This is a genomic window from Mahella sp. (genome assembly GCF_020054945.1).
GTDB lineage: Bacteria > Bacillota > Clostridia > Mahellales > Mahellaceae > Mahella.
In genome coordinates this window covers 1-21009 of record NZ_JAIHAU010000048.1, presented here as the reverse complement: position 1 = coordinate 21009, position 21009 = coordinate 1, and the positions used below count along the sequence as shown (strand labels likewise).

Genomic DNA, 21009 nt, shown 5'->3' with positions numbered 1-21009 from the left:
AGCTTCACAGCCGTAGCGAGGTATATATGTCAAGCCTATAGCGGGCGTAGGATTTATATCTTTGCAGGCGCTGAATTTGCCACATTACGAATTGCAGTTATAAAAATATTTATAAAAAATGCTCTTTCCCATTATGAAAAAGAGCATCTGTATGATTTCATTTTATTAATTCGCCGCTGAGTATCAGATTTACCATCCTTACAGCTAATGGTATCTTCTTGCTGTACGCCGGTATGCCCAAAATCTTTCCCTTGGTATTGTAGCCGGCATTCTCCAATACCTCGTTTCCTTCCACCGATATACCGTAAACCCTGGGCTCCAGTTTTGTTCCGTCCTCTTGTTCGATAGAAGCTTTATATGCTTTTGACGGATCAACCTTTATAGCGCCATCTGTTATATATGGCTCCAGGTCTAAAAATAGGCCCTGTTTGGCAAATACATCGAATGTTGTCTGGGAAAATATATAGACATCGCCCTGCTGAGCAGCCACTGTGACCATCAGCTTCTGCTGCAAGGCCATATCGGCCTGGTCTTTAGGCATTTCATCAGCCTCTACCAAAAGCGGTATATCATAAAAAGATATCTGCTGCAGCTCAGGGAAATGAACTAATGCCTTGTTCCCCAGCTCTTCCAGTTTCTCAGGCTCCTCTATATAATCGTTTACCAGATAAACCTCCATGAGCTTTTCGTCGGGAACCCGAGTTGCTATGGTATAGGCAAAATTCCATATCAGCAGCACACCTATTATGCCTACGGCGTATTTCCACCAATCATAAGACAAATGGTTTCTTATGATTGTCTTAGTAATCTTATCCATTTATATCGCCCCTTATTGGCTAATCTTAGGCCGCATGGTTGGAAACAGTATGACGTCGCGTATGGAATACGAATCGGTAAGCAACATAATCAGCCTGTCCACTCCTATGCCGAGGCCACCCGTAGGCGGCATACCATATTCCATAGCCATGACAAAATCTTCATCCATCATATGAGCCTCTTCATCGCCCGCCGCTCTTTGCCTGGCCTGCATGATAAATCTCTGGCGCTGATCCAGCGGATCATTCAATTCGCTAAAAGCGTTGGCCATCTCGCGTCCGGTTATAAACAACTCAAAGCGCTCGGTCATCATAGGATCATAATCGGTACGTTTAGCCAACGGTGATACTTCGATAGGATAATCTAATATAAAAGTCGGCTGCACCAGATGCTCCTCCACAAAGGTCTCGAATACGGCGTTTATGACATTACCACGTGTATCGGAATCCTTTATTTCTACCCCAAGGCGGCGTGCTACGGCACGTGCCTGATCATCAGATGCAACGGTTTGGAAATCCTCTCCGGTAAATTCCTTTATGGCATCTACCATACGCATCCTTCTCCACGGGGGGGTTAAATCTATCTCCTGTCCCTGATATGTTATCTTCAAGGTACCCAATACCTCCTGAGCTATATACGTTATAAGCTGCTCGGTAAGGTCCATCATATCATGGTAGTCACAATACGCCTCATACAATTCCACAGTAGTAAACTCAGGATTATGCTTTATATCCATGCCTTCATTCCTGAAGATTCTGCCTATCTCGTATACCTTTCCAAAGCCGCCTATGATCAACCTTTTGAGATGAAGCTCTGTAGCTATGCGAAGGTACATATCTATATCCAATGCATTGTGGTGTGTGATAAACGGCCTTGCGGCAGCGCCGCCGGCCGTGGTCTGCAATACCGGCGTTTCTACTTCCAGATAACCCCTTGCATCTAAAAAGTTTCTCATAGCTTTTATTATGCGGCTTCGGGTTACAAAGGTTTCTTTAACCTTATCGTTCATTATAAGATCCAGATATCGCTGCCTGTAGCGCAGATCCGTATCCTGTAAACCATGCCATTTCTCGGGGAGCGGTCTCAACGACTTGGCCAATAATTCGAAGGTTTTCACCTTTACCGATATCTCTCCGCTATGTGTCTTAAAAACGGTACCGATTATGCCCAATATATCGCCTATATCAAGGTCTTTGAACAATTCATAGGCCTCCGGCCCTACCTCATCCATCTTGACATATATCTGGATTTTTCCCGACTCATCCATAATATCGCAAAAAGCCGCCTTGCCGTGGCCCCTTTTAGCCATGAGACGCCCAGCTATAGATACTTCGCAGGCATCCAAGCTTTCAAATTGTTCTTTTATCTCTTTGGAACCATGCGTTATCTGGTATTTCTTACGAAAAAATGGATTAAGCCCTTTTGCCGTAAGGGCTTCTAATTTGTTTTTTCTGATAGCTATAAGCTCATTGTCCTCTTGATATTGTATTATATCATCTCTTTCCATTTAAACCTTGACGCTGCGTTGCGCCTTTCTCCCTTCAGTTTATTTTTTTATATCTATTATGCTGTACCTTATAATACCATCCGGTACCGTTATTTCCACAATATCGCCTTTGTTTCTGCCCAACAAGGCCTTACCCACAGGCGATTCATTGGAAATCTTATGCTTAAACGGATCAGCTTCAGCTGATCCCACTATGACATACTCCTCATCGTCTCCCATTTCTATATCCCGCAGCACCACGGTTGACCCTATAGTCACTTTATCCGTAGTTATTTCGTCTGCATCGATAACCTTGGCATTGCGGAGCATGTTCTCCAATGTGACTATACGGCCTTCCACAAAGGCCTGTTCATTCTTTGCCTCATCATATTCGGCATTTTCAGACAAATCGCCAAATGCTAAAGCCTGTTTTATTTTAGCGGCGATCTCGCGTCTTTTAACGGTCTTAAGATACTCTAACTCTTTTTCGAGTTTTTCTATACCTTCCACGGTTAAAAGCGTTTCTTTGTTGATCATCATCATCTCTCCCACTTTTATTGTAATAATTGGGTGTTACTATTATACATAGTCATCATTATATGCGTTAATTCCTCAAATATTCGGTTTAGCTTTAAACTATGCCTTACCCAATATTATCGACAAACGCTGAGTGCAAATTTTAGATTTTATTCTAACACCTTTCGCTGAATATTTCAAGCTTTAAAAAGTTTCTTTCTTATCTGATTATATGAAAGAGCACTGTCTTCGATTATAAAGCCGGCCAATTTCATCTCATTGCTGTTTATAGTGTTTATTATAGCTTTCAACGCCTCAACATTATAGCCGTCATAGACATCTATTAACCAACCTTGCATCCATCCTATAAGCTCTATCATATACAACGATTCTAAAGGTGATAGCGGTGCTGATGTATAAAAGAACGAATGGGGATCTATATACCCGCTCTCTATTACTATAGTGCTTTCATCGAATATAATCCTCTGTCCGGGATAGCACAGCACTATATCGGCGTTTATCCGGTAACCGGCAGTCATCTCAGTATCTGCAGATATTACGATGTTATAACGGCGCCCGCATATATCGCTGTATAAATATACGCCGGCAGCCAAGCCAAAATCGGTTAATAGCCCTCGCGACAATTCTTTTAATCTTTCTCCGTCGCTACCGGCCAAAACCAGATAATTGACCTTATCGCCCAGATACCGGGCTATCATCTCTCCGGGCGCTCGATCGGCACCTAATACCACCACCTCCTGTTGCGCCCACGAAGACGCTTTGATAGCCAGTATGGATGATATAGCGCATAAACCTGCGGCCCATCGCAACAAACCCTCCCGGTATATTATATTTATACCCTCCAGATCCGGAAAATCAAGAGATGTACACGCCACGCGGGCGACAGCGGGATTATACCTCCTAATAAGCTTTACGCATCGTTTCACAGCGTTTTTGCCCACTTTTTCCGGCAAAAGCGGCAAGGACACGATCTGCCCTATAACATGCTGCCGGTCTGGTTGTTCGACATCATATCGTTTTATAAGGATGTATCTGATATAAGCGGCAGTTTTTTTAATGAGGTTATGCGCAGCCGTTATAGCAGTATAATCCTTAGACATCATCAAAAATATAAAGCGATCGTCTATCATAGATTCTCTACCCTTGGCTCAAAACCTATATCGTCTAATAATTTCAAATAATCCTGCTTGGTCAATTGCTCGGGCCTTTTGCCGGATGCCGCTACCAGTATCGCTTCTATAACATTGGTACCAAAAGACCGTCCTTGAAGATCCGGCGTAGATGTTACCAACATCTTGACACCCCTTTCCCGCAGCAATTCCACATCCTTTGACGTAACTGTATTGGTGATGATTATCTTGCCGGACAGGTTATCGGGCATGTATTTGCGTATATAAATAAAATCGCCGGCTATTATATCGGCCTGCTGATAAAATCCCTCATGTTTAGGCGTAATTTGGTCTTGATTACCTCCCACGGGATAAAGCCAGCTAAACGGCAATTGACATAAGACAGGCATAAGCACTACCGCCGCCGCTCGCAAAAGCTTAAGTGAAGTTATCGGTATAGGTATGCCTAAGCTAAATATCAGGTCTCCCATAACGAGCTGGGCCCCCAGTTCATCGAAGGCCTCAGCCATACCGAAGCGGTCTATCGCCGATACCAGCAGCACCTTTTTATTTTTAATCTTTACACCGCATTGTTGGTCTACAAAATAGACCACACGGCGTTCCAAAACATTCTTCAATTCCGAGCCGTCTACTATAGGTGTCTTTACGGCAGCGCGCACCAGCGGCTTTGAGGATCGTATCATGTATTTTGCATTTTCGCTACCATGCAGATATATATCTATGCCGCCCATACCGAAGGCATCCACCTTGCCATCCAGCTCCTTTATAATCTCCACAGCCCTCTCTATGCTGCCATTTGTACCTATGCGTTCTACAAGAAAATGTTGTCCCAATACATCCAACTCGACTTTATGGTCTCTGGACGACGAACCCAAGCTTACACTGACAACCCTCTTCACATTATCATGCCTCCATATCTCCATCAAGCCTTTTTATCCTTAACGGATTCAATAACGCTGTCGAGCAAGGCGGGATCTACGTATACGTCCTGAGTCAACGGCGAATGGCCTATATTTATGGTTATAATCTCCTTATCAAGCAGTGCTGCCAGCATCTTGCTGCGCATATCGGAAGCTATAACTATAACCACATCATAAGAGCGACCTTTAGCCAACATAGCCATAAGCTCGTTTATCAACTCTGCGCCGTTCTTGCTGGCGGCAAATTCCCTTCGCTCCTGCTCGGTCATGATGACATAAAAGTCTATGCCGTGCTTTTCCAATACCGATATGACCTCATCCTTGTTTTTTATAGGAAAACCCGCCACTGCTATATCTTTCCCTTTGTGCACTTCACCTATCCCTTCCAGACGAGAGATAAATGTACGATCTACATTGAGTTTATCAGCCACCTCTTGCTGAGATAAGCCCGATGAGCGCGCTTCCAAGATTTTATCGATTTTGTTATATATTTTTTCCAGGTTTATTACCTTTTCGCCTATATGTATAAGGTTCATCTGACACCCTCCACATATTCAAGGTAATCCATAAGCAATTTCTTTACATCATCGCTGTTATCCAGACGATTGAGCCTGTCGCGCACCAGCGATGCATCACGCAACCCCTTTATATACCATGCTATATGCTTGCGCATTTGTCTCACCGCCAAATATTCGCCCTTCAATGCGATTTCCATGTCGAGGTGCTCTATAGCCTTATTTATTCTATCCTCCGCTGTAGGTAAAGGCAAAAGCTCGCCTGTTCTAATGTAGTGAGTCGTCCTCTTGAATATCCACGGATCGCCACAGGCAGCACGCCCTATCATTACGCCGTCGCAACCCGTATATTCCAGCATTCGCCGAGCATCTTGAGGAAACCTCACATCTCCATTTCCTATAACCGGAATGGATACGCTCTGTTTCACTGCTCCTATGATATCCCAATCCGCTATGCCGGTATAGAACTGCTCGCGTGTTCTGCCATGCACCGCTATAGCACTTATACCGGCATGCTCAGCGGCTATAGCCAATTCTACTGCATTCACATGTTGCTCATCCCATCCCTTACGAATTTTCACCGTCACAGGCTGCGGCACAGCGTTTACCACGGCTTTCATGATAGAGAAAGCTAACGGTACATCTCGCATTAACGCACATCCTTCACTTTTATTAACTACTTTAGCAACCGGGCAACCCATATTTATATCTATGATGTCTGGTGAAACATTATGGCATATGATTTTAGCCGCCTCAGCCATCACGTCCGGCTCATGACCGAACAACTGAACGGCCGCCGGTTTCTCTTCGGGACTTACGCGCCATATATCATCCTTGCTGTTATACAACACACCCTTCGCGCTTACCATCTCGGTGGCTACCAAACCACACCCTTCGCGATGACACAGTATCCGAAAAGCCATATCCGTTACCCCGGCCATAGGCGCCAACAACACATTATTGGTTAAATTAACATTTCCTATAGTCAATAGATTCACTTGGCGACACCGTCTATCTTCCACAGACCATCCGTATATATTACGCGCAATCGTTTTAGAGCGTTATCCCATTCCGGAATAATCTGCTTAACATCATTGCCCTCATCATCCTGGCGAGGCATCGGCACTATATCGGTAATTGTATCTTCCACCGTCATATATACCTCTTTCGCCCATGGCGCAGGTATGCCGATATGAACCTTAGTGCTGTGTTCATAAGAGATTATATCGAATGATTGATAACGTTCCTTAAGTTGATAAAATTCATTGTTCAAATAATTGGGGGTAAAGTATTTTTGTAACTGTTCGATGGGCAGGTCATCTAAAACAGCCTGTGCTTGTTTATCCATGGCTTCATTAATTGTTATATATATATTGGAAAGATTGTAAGCCGTGATTCCGCTAAACAGCAAAAGCATAGCTATCAACGCTATAAGTATTACACGGGTAAGAGTATATACGGCTAATCTCTCCAATATTTTAAGCATTACTGCACCTCCATTATAATCTACTGTCATTTTACCTTTATGAGTTTAGGATTATCTATAATTCCCGGTATCCGGCCGCGTTTGGCTATAGGCTTGCCGTTTACCTCTTTTATATCCATGGTCATATCTATAGGCTGAGCACCGGATATGTAACTGCCCACCCCAAAAGAGTCTACGCCGGCTTGAGCCAATTGACGTATTTTTTCCGGATAAAGACCGCCTGATACTATTATTTTCACGTCGTGGAAACCGGCTTTGCACAATCTGGCTTTTACTTCTTCCACCAATGCCGGCGTCACGCCACCCCTTTCACTCGGTGTATCCAATCGTATTCCGTACAATTTATCGCCCAAAAATTCAGCCACTCTGACAGCCTCTTCCGCCTCATCTTTAAATGTATCTATTAATATAATACGCGGATCAGATACCGGCATGGATTCATCGTAGGCTTTGGCCACCGCCACAGTATCCCCTGCTATCAGAAAAGCCGCATGAGGCACAGTTCCTGATGGTTCCTTCCCATATAATTTAGCCCCCAATATACAACTGGCATTGTCAGCACCACCTACCAGGGCTGCCCTTTCCATCACAGGAGCCACCGCCGGATGGACATGCCTTGCTCCAAAGCACAGCAATTGTTTACCGCCGCAAGCCTCTTTGCACTCCCTGGCAGCCGTCGCCCACGCGCTGGAACTGGCCAAACAGCCTAACATAACGGTCTCGAACTTGCCGAATTCATCATAGCCGCCTTTAATACGCATTATGGTTTCTTTTGGTTCAAATGCTTCCCCTTCTTTCAAGCTCCATATCTCAACATTTTTATCGGCCAGTATATTAAATACCTCTTGGACACCGGCCAATATACCGGGTTTGCGAGCGAATATTTCGGCTACGACCTCGGTATGCGCTAAATTCATATGTTCCAATATTTCCATGGTACGTATGAAATATATATCGGTAGTAGCGCCAGCCAGTATCTCGTCGTGCTGCGCCGAATAAAGCGGCCTATCACTTGCTGCCTGGTAGCCCTTGACCTGGCTCAGCGTTTTTAATTCTTCCATATGTATAAATCTTCCGTCCTTTCGAAATAAAAATAAATTATTGTTAATATAATAACCTATTTTACAATATTGTTCAATGAAAAAATCATAGAAATGATGTTCAGATATGCGTTTAATAATTGAGTAGCCTTCGGCTCATCTGTTTCGGATATTTGTGTAGATAATTACATATATTGTCATCGAATAAAAGTGATGCGCTACCTCAAAGCATCGAGCATGCCCGACAGCCTGTCCCATATATGCACATCCTGCAACCGTTGGCTTATATTGTCAAAAACCACCGCCGAGCCGGCCTCCCTATTATTCATGGCTGCCAGTGATAAATCAGCTATTATAAAGCCGCCGATAAATATAAACAAACACAGTACGGTACCGATTATAAGGCATCTGCGTTGCTTTCTTCTTATACGCCTGCGTGTAACCCTATCCATTCTATCTCAACTTTCTATTGCTTTACTACATTGGCTATAGCTTTAGCCAGATATTTGGTTGATTCCAACGCTTCATCCAATGTATTGTAGTCGCTGCCCACTTCGATCAATACGGCATTGGTAGATATATGTTGGTTATATCGTCCAGTCTTGACCATTATGCCTTTACTTATACCCGGAGCTACTTTATCCAATTCATCCTTCAGTTTCAGCGCCAATTTATAGTTTTCCTTATATTGAGGCTTGTCTTTGAACCCTTGCCCCGTGCCTATCACCATCAATATTCGTGCGGCCGGTACGCCGTTTATGACAACTGTATCATCAGGATTTACATTGCTCGTACCATAAGCATTTCTATGCAGATCCAAAAACATTTTGAGCGTCGGATATTTTTCCATATCTTTTTGTATACTGGCCAGCGAATTAGTATATGAGTCATTATAGCTGGGATAATCATGCAATGTAACATCTTGATAAACATTTATGGCATAATCCTTTTTAAGATAATACGCCAACTGCTTCCCGACTCTCACCATGTTAAAGTCCGTATCGGTGGTACGGCTGTTATCGGGCTTATAGTTATATTTACTGCTCGGTTTATACGACTCGGTAGCATGAGTATGATATATAAGTATTTGAGGCCCGCTGCCGGTAAGCTGTATATCCTCCAGATCATCGGTTACATCGTTTATATCTATGTTAACCTCGTCATCGGAATTATGCAGTATTATATCGCCGTCCTCATCCTCTATTTTCTCCACACCCGGCGTTGTCCTCGCGGCGCTGCGGCTGGATACGCTTATATACTGCGGGGCCCCAGCCAGCATGGGTATCTGGAGATTAAGCAGGGAGTTTGGTTGCCCAATATTTACAGATGCAAGGCTGCTTATAAATGAGGCCAAGCTGACAGATGCTTGTGCTTCAGACGAAGGTTGCCCAAGCAGTATCGGCAATGCCTTGTCAAGGCTTATATTATAGAAATCAGCCTCGTCCTGTGCCGGCATATCCGATGAGGCTTTATCCGCCAATTGAGCATCGGCTGCAAACGCCGGAGCGGCCGGTTGTTCCATAGGTTCGGTGCGGCTTATAAGAAAGAGTCTCAGTACCAGCGCTATTATGAGCGCCATCAGTATAATCGCAACGCTATAATACAGCACGTGAGAAACTTTTATAACCTTAAATCTCATGTAGCATCTACCTCGCATAGCAAATAAGTAAAATACTACATATTAATATGCATAGTCCAACAATAATATGATCAGTTTACATAACGATTTACGTCCTCAAGGGTTACGCTTTCATGGAGCGAGATATTTATACCGTTGGCTATTATACGCGATACATCGTCGATAACAGCGTCTATGTCTTTAGGTGTAACCATGAGTTTGCCTACATATGGGGATATCACCTCGGTTATCAGGCTGTATTTTTCATCCCTGTCCATGGATTTGAGCATGCTATAAAACTGCGTGTCGCCTTTGCTCTGCTTCATAAGTGTTTCTATAAGCATATCGATGGTATCGTTAGCCATAGTACCGGCATCTACTACCGTAGGTACACCTATGGCTATAACCGGTATACCCAGTACGTCTTGGTTTAAAGCGGATCTATAATTGCCTATACCAGAGCCTGGATTTATACCGGTATCAGCTATTTGTATGGATGTGCTTATTCTATTCATACGCCTTGAAGCCAAAGCATCTATGGCTATTATAAAATCAGGCTTTATCTTTTCTATTATGCCTTCTATGATATCGCTGGTCTCCATGCCGGTAGTTCCGAGTACTCCCGGCGTTATGGCGCATACCGGCCTCAAGCCGCTATCCTTATATTCCGGTTTTAGTTCAAGCAGGTGCTTGGTCACCATCAATTTAGATATTACGCGCGGGCCAAGCGCATCTGGCGTCACATTCCAATTGCCCAGCCCCACTACCAGCGCGACAGCGTCTTTATCCACTTTCAGCAACGCTGTTAGCTCTTTGGCTAGTACGCGGCTGACTTCGTCTTCCACATCCATATCCCTATCTCTAAGTTTGTCAGCCTCAATGGTTATATAAGTACCCATCGGCTTGCCCATAGCCTGCTGCCCTTCTTGGGAGATTATCTTTACCCTTATGACTTTGACATTAAGGCTGCTTTCATCCTCAACCTCTACGCCAGGCACCTCACCGATATTGCCCTCTTTATATAGTTCCCTTGCTTCTACGGCCAAGTCCGTTCTTATATTATTATTCAATGGCGTACCTCCAATAAACAATCTTTTCTATTTATGCTCACCAATTAGCAGAATTTTTATACCGCTTGCTTTTTTATCTTTTTCATGATAAGATAAAAACATTGATTTTTTATATGCATCAGGAGGTGATATTTTGGCGAATATAAAATCGGCTAAAAAGAGGATAGAAATAGCTAAAGCTAATACTTTGAGAAATAAGGCTAATAAGTCCCGCATGAAAACGGCGATAAAGAAATTCGAGATAACATTGGGCAATGGCGATGCGGAAAATATACGCAGGGCTTATACCGAAGCGATAAGTATAATAGACAAGACCGCTTCGAAGGGCATTATTCATAAAAATAAAGCCGCTCGGCATAAAGCAGCTTTAGCTCTTAAATTAAATGCTGTAAGCAAATAATCCATAAAAAGCCCCATTTACTGGTGGCTTTTTTATTTTACCTTTTGATAGAAAAACGGTTTATAGTTTATAAATCCAAAACGATTGGGCAATATTATCTGCTCCGTACCACCCACAAATAATATACCGTAAGGTACCAGCGCTTCATAGAATTTCTTATATAACATGTTTTTAGCTTCTTCAGTAAAATATATTACTACATTTCTACATAATATGAGATCATAGTAATCGGTTGGAAATGCATCTTTAAGCAAATCTTGTCTTTTAAAATTGACACAAGCTTTTACATCGTCATGTATTCTATACATATTTGCTTGTTTATCAAAATAGCGCTTTATCATATCTTCCGGCAAATTTTTCAGGCTCTGCTCCGCATATACACCCTCCTGCGCCCTTTTTAGAGCCTCAGCGTCTATATCGCTTGCATCAATACGTATTTTTTGCAAAGGCAAATATCTATTCAGCGCCATGACTAACGAATAAGGCTCTTCGCCTGATGAACAAGCCGCGCTCCATACCCTCGGCGTATTTCCTTTTTGTAATATATCAGGCAATATATCGCGCTCTAAAATCTGCCATTGCATAGGATTCCTATAAAATTCCGAAACATTGATAGTTATATATGTCATAAATTCTTCTCTGGCGGCAGCATCATTTTTTATAAGTTTTATGTAATTTTCATAGTTTTCCATCCGCTTTCTGGCCAACAGAAAATCTATACGCCGTTTCATCTGACGCTCTTTATAAGCAGATAAATCTATGCCTGTAATATTATGTACTTCTTTCTTAAAATCCTCAAAATCCATAAAACTCCCCTTTACTTTAAATCGCGTATATAATAAGGCTTGACATATATGCTGAGCGGGCTTTTGAAGCGTAGGACCACAGCAATCTTTGATTGCGTAGTGGTCCAGCTTCACAGCCGTAGCGAGGTATATACGTCAAGCCCATAGCAAGCGCTGAATTTGCCACATTACGAATCGCAGATGATAATCAGATTTACATTTGACCTTTGGGAGTAAATGTGGCACAATCCGTATCCTGAGAATCACTGGCACCCGGAGGCTGTACTTCTATAATCTGTGCTTTGCATCTATTCCCATTATCCCAATATTGACAGCTATCGACCACACATTTTACGCGGTCTATAGGGTTACCCAATCTATCCACTTTGCCTGGCAAAATATCATCCTCCTATATCAATATTTTGATTTTACTATATAATTATGAGCTTGCTTATGAGAAATTATGCACATGAAAAGAGCCGTGGAGACTATTGCTCCACGGCTAAGATGTAAAGGGGGTCTCAATGTATTTTGTGAGGTCATTAATTATTATTTACACACCGCAGCAAATTATACATGCCCGTTAACAAAAAATGTGTGCACTACATAGCGCACACATCTACACTGCCAAAAGGAAGCAATCGGTTAGGCATCCTTGCTATTTCGGCAATCAGTAGTTAGCCACCTTTACAGGCTCTTCAAAGATTCCCCGCTTAACTTCAGTAGCAGTCATATGTTCAGCCTTGAATTTCTCTGTTAGATAATTGCAGGCATCCCAAGGATTAACTCTAGTACCACACGTAAATACATCTACGGCTGCATAAGCGAATTCCGGCCATGTATGAATAGCCAGATGCGATTCGGATATAACCACTACGCCGCTTACGCCTTGCGGGCTGAATTTATGAAAGGCCACTTCCCTGACCTCAGCGCCGGCCTCAATAGCAGCTTGTACCATGATTTTTTCCACTGTTTCCTGATCATCCAATATTTCCGGCGCACAGCCATACATTTCTGCCAGAATATGGCGACCTAATGCATACATCTAAGTTTCCTTGCCTCCCTCTCATTTAATATCCATTGCAATAGATTAAATTTTAGCAGAATATCCGAAAAAGTCAATAGTTTTTCGCAATAGATTTTATGAAGGCAAATTATCCGCCATATCCTCTTGCTTTCTCTCTTTAACTCCGTTTCTCGACATGATCTAAAACTTATCTTTCATATCGGGATATATATCGCCCAGCGTTACGCCGCCATCCTCCTGGTGAGATATCGGGGTATGATGATTTCTTTCCTCTCGATCGGCCCTTGGCCTGCTACATTTTCCCTCGCTGTTATCATCAGAATCATCTTGAGCTTCTTTTATGCTCAGCGATATACGATGTTCTTCCGGACGTACGTCCATTATTTTCACCTGCACCTCATCGCCTACTTTAAGCACGTCTTCTACTTTATTTATGCGCTTGTTGGCCACTTGAGATATATGTACCAGTCCTTCCAATCCGGGTTCTAATTCTACAAAGGCGCCGAAACTGGTTATGCTAACTACTTTGCCGCTGACTATATCGCCGACTTTATATTTGTCCATGGCATAATCCCAAGGCTGAGGCTGCAACTGCTTTAATCCCAAAGAAAGCTTTTTATTCTCTTTATCAGCTGATAATACTATCACATCTACAGTATCGCCCGGCTTTACCACCTCTGATGGATGCTTTATTCTTCCCCATGATAAATCACCTATGTGAATAAGGCCATCTACGCCCCCGACATCCACAAAAGCACCAAAATCAGTGACGTTTTTCACCTTACCCGTTATGCGCAGACCTTCACGTATATTAGCCCAAGCTTCTTCTTCTTTTTCCCATTTTTCCTGTTCTATGACAGCTTTATGAGATCCTACTGCACGGCGCCGCTTTGGAGTTATTTCTATTATCTTAACTTCCATTTCTTTACCCACCAGCACATTTAAATCCTTCACATAGCGATCGCTGACATGAGAAGCCGGCACAAATACATCTATACCATTGACGTCGAGCAGTATACCGCCTTTTATGACCTCTTTCACTACACCGGTAATATTGCTGCCAGTATTATAGGCATCTTCTATGGCAGACCACGCTTTTCTGAGCAATACCGGTTTACGCGATAATATAAGGTTATCTTCCTCATTCCGCGCCGTCTTTTTAACTTGCGCTTCTATATCGTCGTCTATATGGAAAACTTCAGAAGGACTCACGCCTTCATCCAATCCCATCTCTTCGCGAGGTATGACTCCGTCTTGTTTGCCGCCAAGGCTTACTATTATCTCGCTATCCGAAACGCCGGCCACCTTGCCGGAAACCATCTGGCCAACATGATATGTGACCAATGTTTCTTCCAACCCCTTAGCGAAATCCATTTCATCGCTACGTCCATTGTCATTATCATCACTATGCGAAACGCCAACATCGTCGACCGTTTCCTCTAGCGGTGCTTGTTCCTGATGCTCGTCAATATGTTCTTCTATATTCTGCTGAGCATCTTTGTTTAATTCTTCCATCTTCGTGATTACCTCCTCTATTATACCATCAGGCGTAGACGCGCCCGCTGTAATCCCGACCACATCGTCGGGCTTTATGGGTAAATTATCTATCTCATCCGCCGACTCTATAAGAAATGTCCTGTCGCAGAATTTGTGACATATCTCATACAGTTTGCGGGTATTAGAACTATTTCTACCGCCTATAACTATAACAGCAGTGGATAGTTTAGCTATCTGCAGTGCCTCTTCCTGTCTCTGAGACGTGGCATAACAGATAGTATTGAATATTTGCAGCTCATTTACTTTAGGAAGCAATATCTTCAATATATCTTCCCATTTACTGCCGTTCAATGTAGTCTGGGCCACTACGCAGACCTTATCCAACTGAGGTAATCGACTAGCCTCATCTACATCATTTACAATGATGGCCGTGTTATCGCACCATCCATTAGTACCCATCACTTCAGGATGATTGGCTTCTCCTACAATTATTATCTGATAGCCCTGCCTATAGTATTCTTCTACCTTCTTGTGTACCCTGGTCACATAAGGACAGGTGGCATCTATAAATCTTAAACCTTTTGCTTCAAGCCTCTCATATACATCTGGCCCTGCCCCATGTGATCTTATTATGACCAAGCCATCATCTATATCGTCTACATTATTCAGTACTTTAACGCCCTTGCTCGCTAAATCCTCAACTACCTGCGGATTATGGATTATTGGCCCTAATGTATATATTCTTTCGTTCCTATGATCTTCTATGCTTTTGTATACATAATCTACCGCTCGTCTTACACCGAAACAAAAACCTGCGGTTTCGGCCCTTATTATTTTCAATTGCCTTTCACCTCAAAGCTCAGCGCTTTATATTGCATATCTCTAATTGGTCAAAAAAGCGCTGTACCGTATCAGGCTCAATGGTACCGGCACCATATGTCAAAACATTAGCAGTAGCACACGCTGCCCCTAACTTAATCATATCCTTCACACTGTAACCCATCTCTATACCTGCCGCATACCCGGCCACCATGGAATCACCGGAGCCTACAGCATCCACTACTTCTACGCAAGGAGCTTTAACCTTATACACCTGCCCGTAAGCCCATACTAATGACCCCTTTTCGCCCATTGAAACCGCTACTATATCTATGCCGTTTTGGGCAATCTCCTCAGCGGCAGATATTATTTCATCATCGTCGGTTATGTTCTTCCCCAATAATGTCTCAAGTTCATGCACATTGGGCTTTGTCATCGTCGGCTTGCCTTTTATGCCTTCTGCCAACGCCCGTCCGCTGGTATCCAGTATAAAAGGTTTCTCTAAACGCCGGCATGAGGCGGCTATGTCAGCATATATCGTATCAGCAACGCCTTGAGGCAAACTCCCTGACGCCGTAACGACGTTGGCCTGTTCAATTAGACCGTTTAGCTTATTCATAAACTCCTCACAGGCAATGGATGAAATAGTGGGGCCTTTCTCCCATATCTCCGTAGTAGTACCTCCCTGCGGATCCAATACAGCTATGCATATGCGTGACTCACCATCTACATATACAAATTCCGGACGAACCCCCATCTCTTTCACGCCATCCTCTATAAACGCGCCGTTATGGCCGCCTATGAAGCCTGTGGCGGTAACTTGACGCCCCAAAGCCTTAGCCGCCCTGGAAACATTCAAACCTTTGCCGCCGGGCAAGGCATGCATTTCGCTCGGTCTAAAATTGCCGCCTGCATGAAATCCTTCAACAGTATATGTTTTATCAATAGCAGCATTTAAGGTTATTGTAAGGATCATTTGAGCACCTCATTCGGCCATTTTGCGTTTAAATAAATTTATCACCTCTACAGGCGTCGGGTCAATACCGCGATAAATCGGCGTGTAAAGGGTTACAAAATCACCAAGGTATACGAGCGAAAACAGCCTTGCCAGCCTGCTTTTACCGGTAGCATAGACCTGGCGCACTTTACCCATGCGTTCGGACAATATCTGCACCGTTATATCCTTGCGCTTTTTAATTTTCTCAGAATCCAGCACATCGTCGCGCAACATTATGAGATAAAACATCTTTATTAATTCTTGAGGCATATCCCAACCTACGGCTTCATCATGATGCAAATTCGGGATCACGTTCCAAAAAGCCATCAATTTGCTGTTCTCGCCGAACTGGTTTTTCCAGCGCCACGCCACGGCATCCAAATTATCGAGCGACCCGTATATCAACGGTATATAACCACACAACTCCTGCGCTATCTGTTTTGCCAGATTATCTTCCACAGGAACTTCAGGATTATACTGTTTGTTTAACTCTGTAAACAATGCTATCGTCTCTTCTATATCAGCAGTCTTATCGGATATAAGACCCATTTTAGTAAGCATAACCAACATGGGTATAAATATGTATCCAAGATCACGGCGCGGATGCCCTATATCAGCCGGTACGATCAGAAGCGGTATGTTGTTTTGCATGGCTATCTCTTTAAGCTTTCCCCCTGCTGTTATTGCTATAATGGTGGCACCGGTTTGCATAGCCTGTGACAAGGCATTCAACGTCTCTTCTGTATTACCGGAATGAGATACCACAAATATCAATGAATGCTCGTCCACAAATGCCGGTATGTTATACCCTTGGTTTATAATAACCGGAAGCTTAAGTTCATCGAATAGAAGGGAACGTATCATACCCCCGCTTATGGATGAACCTCCGCCTGTCCCAAGTAATACCAACTCATCCACTTTATCCGGCAATTTGGGCACTGCAAAGTCCTTAACCAGCTCCATACCTTCGGCAAATTGTTTATCGTAATTCTCTGTGGTTATCAAGGAACCCATGCTATCCAGCTCTCTTATCTTTTTTACATCATTTAAATCAACCATCTACAACATCCTTCCCATATATTTTGCTAAACAATCGCTTTGCCATTGCATCCTATAACGCGTATTTTATCCCTTACAACAACCTCTACAGCATCCCTGGCAGCGCCTAAATATTTCCTCGGATCATCTTCATCCGGATTAGCCATAAATATGTCACGTATAGTCCTGGCCATCGGTATCTTTAAGTCAGTAGCAAGATTTATTTTATTTATACCACATACTACGGCATTGCGCAAGCCTTCATCCGGCACACCAGATGCCCCATGAAGCACTAACGGCACATTTACCATGCTGCGTATCTTTTTCAGACGTTCAAAATCCAGCTTGGGCTCACCTTTGTAAACGCCATGAGCGGTACCTATCGCTATAGCCAGATAATCCACATCGGTATCTTCTATGAATTTGACTGCCTCTTCGGGCACCGTAAAAGCAGCCTCCCTCTCATCGACAGAAATGTCATCCTCAGTGCCGCCGACTTTACCAAGCTCTGCCTCTACCGATACGCCGGCATAATGAGCCAATTCCACGACCTTCTTGGTCAGCGCGACATTCTCGTCATAGGGTAACTTTGAACCGTCTATCATAACCGACGTATAACCTACTCTTATACATTCGACCACCTGCTGATATGTGGTGGCGTGATCCAAATGCAATGCTATGGGTATATCGGCATCTTCAGCCGCTGCCTTAACATTGGCAGCCAGAAACTTCGCTCCCGCGTATTTGATGGTGCTGGCCGATGTCTGTATTATCAGCGGTGCCTTCTCTTCGATGGCCACGTTCACCACTGCCTGTACAGTCTCCATATTATGTACGTTAAAAGCACCTATAGCGTAATGGCCAGACAATGCCCTATCCAGTATTTTTTTGCCTGTTACTAATGACATAGTATATCTTTATCCCTTCTATAAAAATTATGTTATGCTTTTAAGCGAAGTAATGCTTCATACATTATATCACTGATCTCTTCTAATTTGTTAACGTCATCATTATTTTTAGCATATTGCGACAAATCCAAAGGTTCGCCCACATATATGTTTGTGCGGCCAAAAAGTTTGTATGGCTCTATGAAAACAGGTATCACAGGAACATTTGCTTTCAATGCTATAAGTGCTACCCCCGGCTGCAACATAGCAATATGACCGTCTTTGCTTCTGGTTCCTTCCGGAAATATCCCGAAAAGTTCCCCTTTTTTTATCAAATTAAGCGCTTTGCGTATAGCGGTTATATCAGCGGTATTACGTTTAACTGGAAAGGCTCCCCAAAGCTTTATGATGCTCTTTAATACAGGAATATGAAAAAGCTCTTCTTTGGCCATAAAGTTTATTGGTCTGTCCAACATAGCTCCTATGACCACCGGATCAAGATATGACGTGTGATTGGCATAAATTATACATCCACCTTTTTCAGGAATATTTTCCTTATTTACTGTACGCAACCCGTACAACAGCATTAGAGTCGGCTTTATTATAAATTTACATATCCTATAAAACCAATCAACCCTCATAAATCTCCAACATCATCCTCATCATTTGCATTTGCCTGTAAAACAGCGCTCTCCATTGAAAACCGTTGCTTGCCTGTACGCATCCAGTATACCCTTATAATCACTGCTACAGCTATAAGAATCAGGCTTAACACCTGCGAAACCCTGAAAGGCCCCCACATAAGGCTGTCCGTACGCAAACCTTCTACTATAAAGCGCCCTATTCCGTATAACGCAAGGTAACCTAAAAAAACATCCCCGCTATATTTTTTACGTTTTCTATACCACATAAGGAAAATAAAGACCGCTAGATCCCACATAGATTCATAAAAGAACGTGGCCATATGCCACTGACCATTTATGTATACAGCAGCAGGAAACCACTGCCACTTTGGAGAAGAAACCAAATAGCCATACGCTTCACCATTGAAAAAATTACCCCATCGACCTATGGCCTGCCCCAATATAAGGCTAGGCGCTACTATATCTGCTAATCCCCAGAAGTCAACCTTGCGCACTTTTGCAAATATTATACCCACCAATATACCCGCTAACACTGCCCCATATATAGCTATGCCACCGTGCCAAATAGCTATAATCTCGGATGGATGAGCGCTATAATAATCCCATTGAAATACCACATAATAGATTCTTGCCCCTACTATGGATATAGGAATAGCCCAAAGACAAAAATCTATGAACAGGTCGGGATCATATCCGAGGCGCTTGGCCTCACGTACTGCAAGGTAGATGCCCAGCAATACCGCTGCTGCTATAAGTATGCCATACCATCGGACTTCTTTACCGAATATATAAAACGCTACCGGATCTATCATCAAAAATTGGCGCAGGAAACCCCTTACCCATCGGGCTTTTAACCATGCGGTTGCAGTGGTTAGGACTGGAGAAGCATCCTAACGTGCGTTCTTTAACTCTGCTGCCAACGTAGTGCTCGCAGCACTTAGGCTGGTCAATCAGGGCTCTTTCAAGCCCCCGCCTCTAATAGGCGGTGGGTTATTGACCTTATCACTCCATTTTAACGAACTGTAGCCATATTTATTATAAGGCTACTAGTGGGATTTAGTCAAGCAAATATGCATTAGTGGCGAACCGGCTAATGCCGGTCCGCCACTAAAAATAGATCAGTTGGATTTTATAAAGTCTATTATTTCTTCTATCTGAGCAAAAGCAAGGCAAGTTACAGTATCTGCTGCTCCATAGTATATAGCTATTCTTCCCGTCGATGCATCGTATAGAGCAGCCGTAGGAAAGGTTACATTAGGCACATCGCCTACACACTCATAAAGCTTCTGCGGTGAAAGCAAATAATTCGAACCTCTATATAGCACCTTCCACGGTTCATCTATATCAAGCAGTGCCGCTCCAAAACTGTATACGAACCCGTTACACGATGTTAAAACGCCATGATAAAATAGCAACCACCCTTCGGTAGTTTCTATAGGAATCGGGCCTGCTCCTATTTTTGTGCTTTCCCACGGTTTATTTGGCGACATTACATGCCTATGATGACCCCAATGTATCATGTCGGGACTTTCACTATAGAATATATCGCCAAAAGGTGTATGCCCATTGTCGCTCGGTCTGCTAAGCATAGCATATTTACCATTTATCTTTCTTGGAAAAAGAACTCCATTCCTATTAAAAGGTAAAAAGGCATTTTCCATTTGATAAAAGTCATTAAAATCATAAGTATATGCGACACCTATCGTCGGATATCCATGATATCCGTTGCACCACGTAACATAATACCTGTCTTCTATTTTACAAACTCTAGGATCATAAGCATAGTTAAATTCTCCTATATTCTGGTCTTCACATATAAATTCTATACGTTCGGGGTCTATATCCCAGTTAATTCCGTCCTTACTGCGCCCCTTATGTACTTCCATTTGTCGGCTTTTGGTGTCGCAGCGAAATACCCCTGCAAACCCATCATCAAATGGTACAACAGCGCTATTAAAGATGCTATTTGAAGATGGAATTAAGTCTCTCGGTATAACAGGATTGCCTTCATAACGCCATATAACATCATTGCATCCGGCTGGTCTGTCCTGCCATGGCATATTAGGAAGCTCAGAGCCTATTATTAATTGCTTTCCCATAAACTATCGTCCTCCCAAAATATTTAATTATATTACAACGGAGTTGTGACTATATTATACCATACTTATTCCATAAAAGAATATGTCCAGCGCCTCGTCGCACGGCAAAAGCATGAATACATTTTCTTCTAAGGCCCCCATCGAGAGAGTTTTTTAAAATGCCATTGTAGTACTACTATTTTAGATAGATATACACGT

General features: G+C 43.1%; 23 protein-coding genes. 1 reads left to right on the top strand and 22 read right to left on the bottom strand.

The genetic code is table 11. From position 1 onward, the window contains the following. Positions 1-157: 157 nt before the first annotated feature. From JG770_RS09080 to gpr, 12 genes are all read right to left on the bottom strand, one after another. Positions 158-817, bottom strand: a complete 660-nt coding sequence (locus tag JG770_RS09080) for a hypothetical protein (RefSeq protein WP_291958046.1) — start codon at positions 815-817, stop codon at positions 158-160. 12 nt (positions 818-829) lie between these two features. Beyond that, positions 830-2323 carry a lysine--tRNA ligase gene (lysS, locus tag JG770_RS09075; protein WP_291958043.1) on the bottom strand — a complete coding sequence of 498 codons (1494 nt, stop codon included), beginning with the start codon at positions 2321-2323 and terminating at the stop codon, positions 830-832. 39 nt (positions 2324-2362) lie between these two features. Beyond that, positions 2363-2842, bottom strand: a complete 480-nt coding sequence (gene greA / locus JG770_RS09070; RefSeq protein ID WP_363320987.1) for a transcription elongation factor GreA — start codon at positions 2840-2842, stop codon at positions 2363-2365. Between the two features lie 173 nt (positions 2843-3015). After that, complete coding sequence (locus tag JG770_RS09065) at positions 3016-3969, bottom strand: hypothetical protein (protein WP_291958040.1); 954 nt, start codon at positions 3967-3969, stop codon at positions 3016-3018. After that, on the bottom strand, positions 3966-4868 hold the full coding sequence (locus tag JG770_RS09060; RefSeq protein ID WP_291958037.1) for a quinate 5-dehydrogenase: 903 nt from the start codon (positions 4866-4868) through the stop codon (positions 3966-3968). Before JG770_RS09060 ends, JG770_RS09065 begins: the two co-directional genes overlap by 4 nt. A gap of 23 nt (positions 4869-4891) precedes the next feature. After that, positions 4892-5425, bottom strand: a complete 534-nt coding sequence (locus JG770_RS09055) for a helix-turn-helix transcriptional regulator (RefSeq protein ID WP_291958035.1) — start codon at positions 5423-5425, stop codon at positions 4892-4894. Continuing rightward, positions 5422-6393 (bottom strand): tRNA dihydrouridine synthase DusB, encoded by a 972-nt coding sequence (gene dusB / locus JG770_RS09050; RefSeq protein WP_291958048.1) that lies wholly within the window; start codon positions 6391-6393, stop codon positions 5422-5424. Before dusB ends, JG770_RS09055 begins: the two co-directional genes overlap by 4 nt. Positions 6394-6398: 5 nt before the next feature. Beyond that, a complete protein-coding gene (locus JG770_RS09045) occupies positions 6399-6890 on the bottom strand; it encodes a hypothetical protein (RefSeq protein WP_291958032.1) in 492 nt (163 codons plus the stop codon). A gap of 26 nt (positions 6891-6916) precedes the next feature. Then, positions 6917-7951 carry a nicotinate phosphoribosyltransferase gene (locus tag JG770_RS09040; protein WP_291958030.1) on the bottom strand — a complete coding sequence of 345 codons (1035 nt, stop codon included), beginning with the start codon at positions 7949-7951 and terminating at the stop codon, positions 6917-6919. A 197-nt stretch (positions 7952-8148) separates the two neighbouring features. Then, positions 8149-8382: a hypothetical protein gene (locus JG770_RS09035; RefSeq protein ID WP_291958026.1), complete on the bottom strand. Its 234-nt coding sequence runs from the start codon at positions 8380-8382 to the stop codon at positions 8149-8151. Positions 8383-8396: 14 nt separating this feature from the next. After that, complete coding sequence (locus JG770_RS09030; RefSeq protein ID WP_291958025.1) at positions 8397-9569, bottom strand: stage II sporulation protein P; 1173 nt, start codon at positions 9567-9569, stop codon at positions 8397-8399. A 71-nt stretch (positions 9570-9640) separates the two neighbouring features. Continuing rightward, positions 9641-10618: a GPR endopeptidase gene (gene gpr, locus JG770_RS09025; protein ID WP_291958023.1), complete on the bottom strand. Its 978-nt coding sequence runs from the start codon at positions 10616-10618 to the stop codon at positions 9641-9643. A gap of 133 nt (positions 10619-10751) precedes the next feature. Between gpr and rpsT the strand changes: the two genes are divergently transcribed. Beyond that, entirely contained in the window at positions 10752-11018 is a 267-nt protein-coding gene (rpsT, locus tag JG770_RS09020) for a 30S ribosomal protein S20 (protein WP_291958020.1), read from the top strand. 32 nt (positions 11019-11050) lie between these two features. Here the strand turns inward: rpsT and JG770_RS09015 are convergent, their stop codons facing one another. The 10 genes from JG770_RS09015 to JG770_RS08970 form a co-directional block, all read right to left on the bottom strand. Then, positions 11051-11824, bottom strand: coding sequence for a protein-glutamate O-methyltransferase CheR (locus JG770_RS09015; protein ID WP_291958017.1), 774 nt, complete (start codon positions 11822-11824; stop codon positions 11051-11053). A 193-nt stretch (positions 11825-12017) separates the two neighbouring features. Beyond that, positions 12018-12200, bottom strand: coding sequence for a DUF1540 domain-containing protein (locus JG770_RS09010; protein WP_291958014.1), 183 nt, complete (start codon positions 12198-12200; stop codon positions 12018-12020). 273 nt (positions 12201-12473) lie between these two features. Further along, positions 12474-12848, bottom strand: a complete 375-nt coding sequence (speD, locus tag JG770_RS09005; RefSeq protein WP_291958011.1) for an adenosylmethionine decarboxylase — start codon at positions 12846-12848, stop codon at positions 12474-12476. A 162-nt stretch (positions 12849-13010) separates the two neighbouring features. After that, positions 13011-15167: a bifunctional 4-hydroxy-3-methylbut-2-enyl diphosphate reductase/30S ribosomal protein S1 gene (locus JG770_RS09000; RefSeq protein ID WP_291958009.1), complete on the bottom strand. Its 2157-nt coding sequence runs from the start codon at positions 15165-15167 to the stop codon at positions 13011-13013. 19 nt (positions 15168-15186) lie between these two features. Beyond that, on the bottom strand, positions 15187-16122 hold the full coding sequence (gene pfkB, locus JG770_RS08995; RefSeq protein ID WP_291958006.1) for a 1-phosphofructokinase: 936 nt from the start codon (positions 16120-16122) through the stop codon (positions 15187-15189). A gap of 9 nt (positions 16123-16131) precedes the next feature. Then, positions 16132-17202 carry a bifunctional phosphoglucose/phosphomannose isomerase gene (locus tag JG770_RS08990; protein WP_291958004.1) on the bottom strand — a complete coding sequence of 357 codons (1071 nt, stop codon included), beginning with the start codon at positions 17200-17202 and terminating at the stop codon, positions 16132-16134. Between the two features lie 26 nt (positions 17203-17228). Further along, positions 17229-18089 carry a class II fructose-1,6-bisphosphate aldolase gene (gene fba, locus JG770_RS08985; protein ID WP_291958001.1) on the bottom strand — a complete coding sequence of 287 codons (861 nt, stop codon included), beginning with the start codon at positions 18087-18089 and terminating at the stop codon, positions 17229-17231. Between the two features lie 32 nt (positions 18090-18121). Then, positions 18122-18709, bottom strand: coding sequence for a lysophospholipid acyltransferase family protein (locus JG770_RS08980; protein WP_291957999.1), 588 nt, complete (start codon positions 18707-18709; stop codon positions 18122-18124). Then, positions 18706-19524, bottom strand: a complete 819-nt coding sequence (lgt, locus tag JG770_RS08975; protein WP_291957996.1) for a prolipoprotein diacylglyceryl transferase — start codon at positions 19522-19524, stop codon at positions 18706-18708. Before lgt ends, JG770_RS08980 begins: the two co-directional genes overlap by 4 nt. A gap of 306 nt (positions 19525-19830) precedes the next feature. Next, complete coding sequence (locus JG770_RS08970) at positions 19831-20811, bottom strand: glycoside hydrolase family 130 protein (protein ID WP_291957994.1); 981 nt, start codon at positions 20809-20811, stop codon at positions 19831-19833. Between the last annotated feature and the right edge of the window lie 198 nt (positions 20812-21009).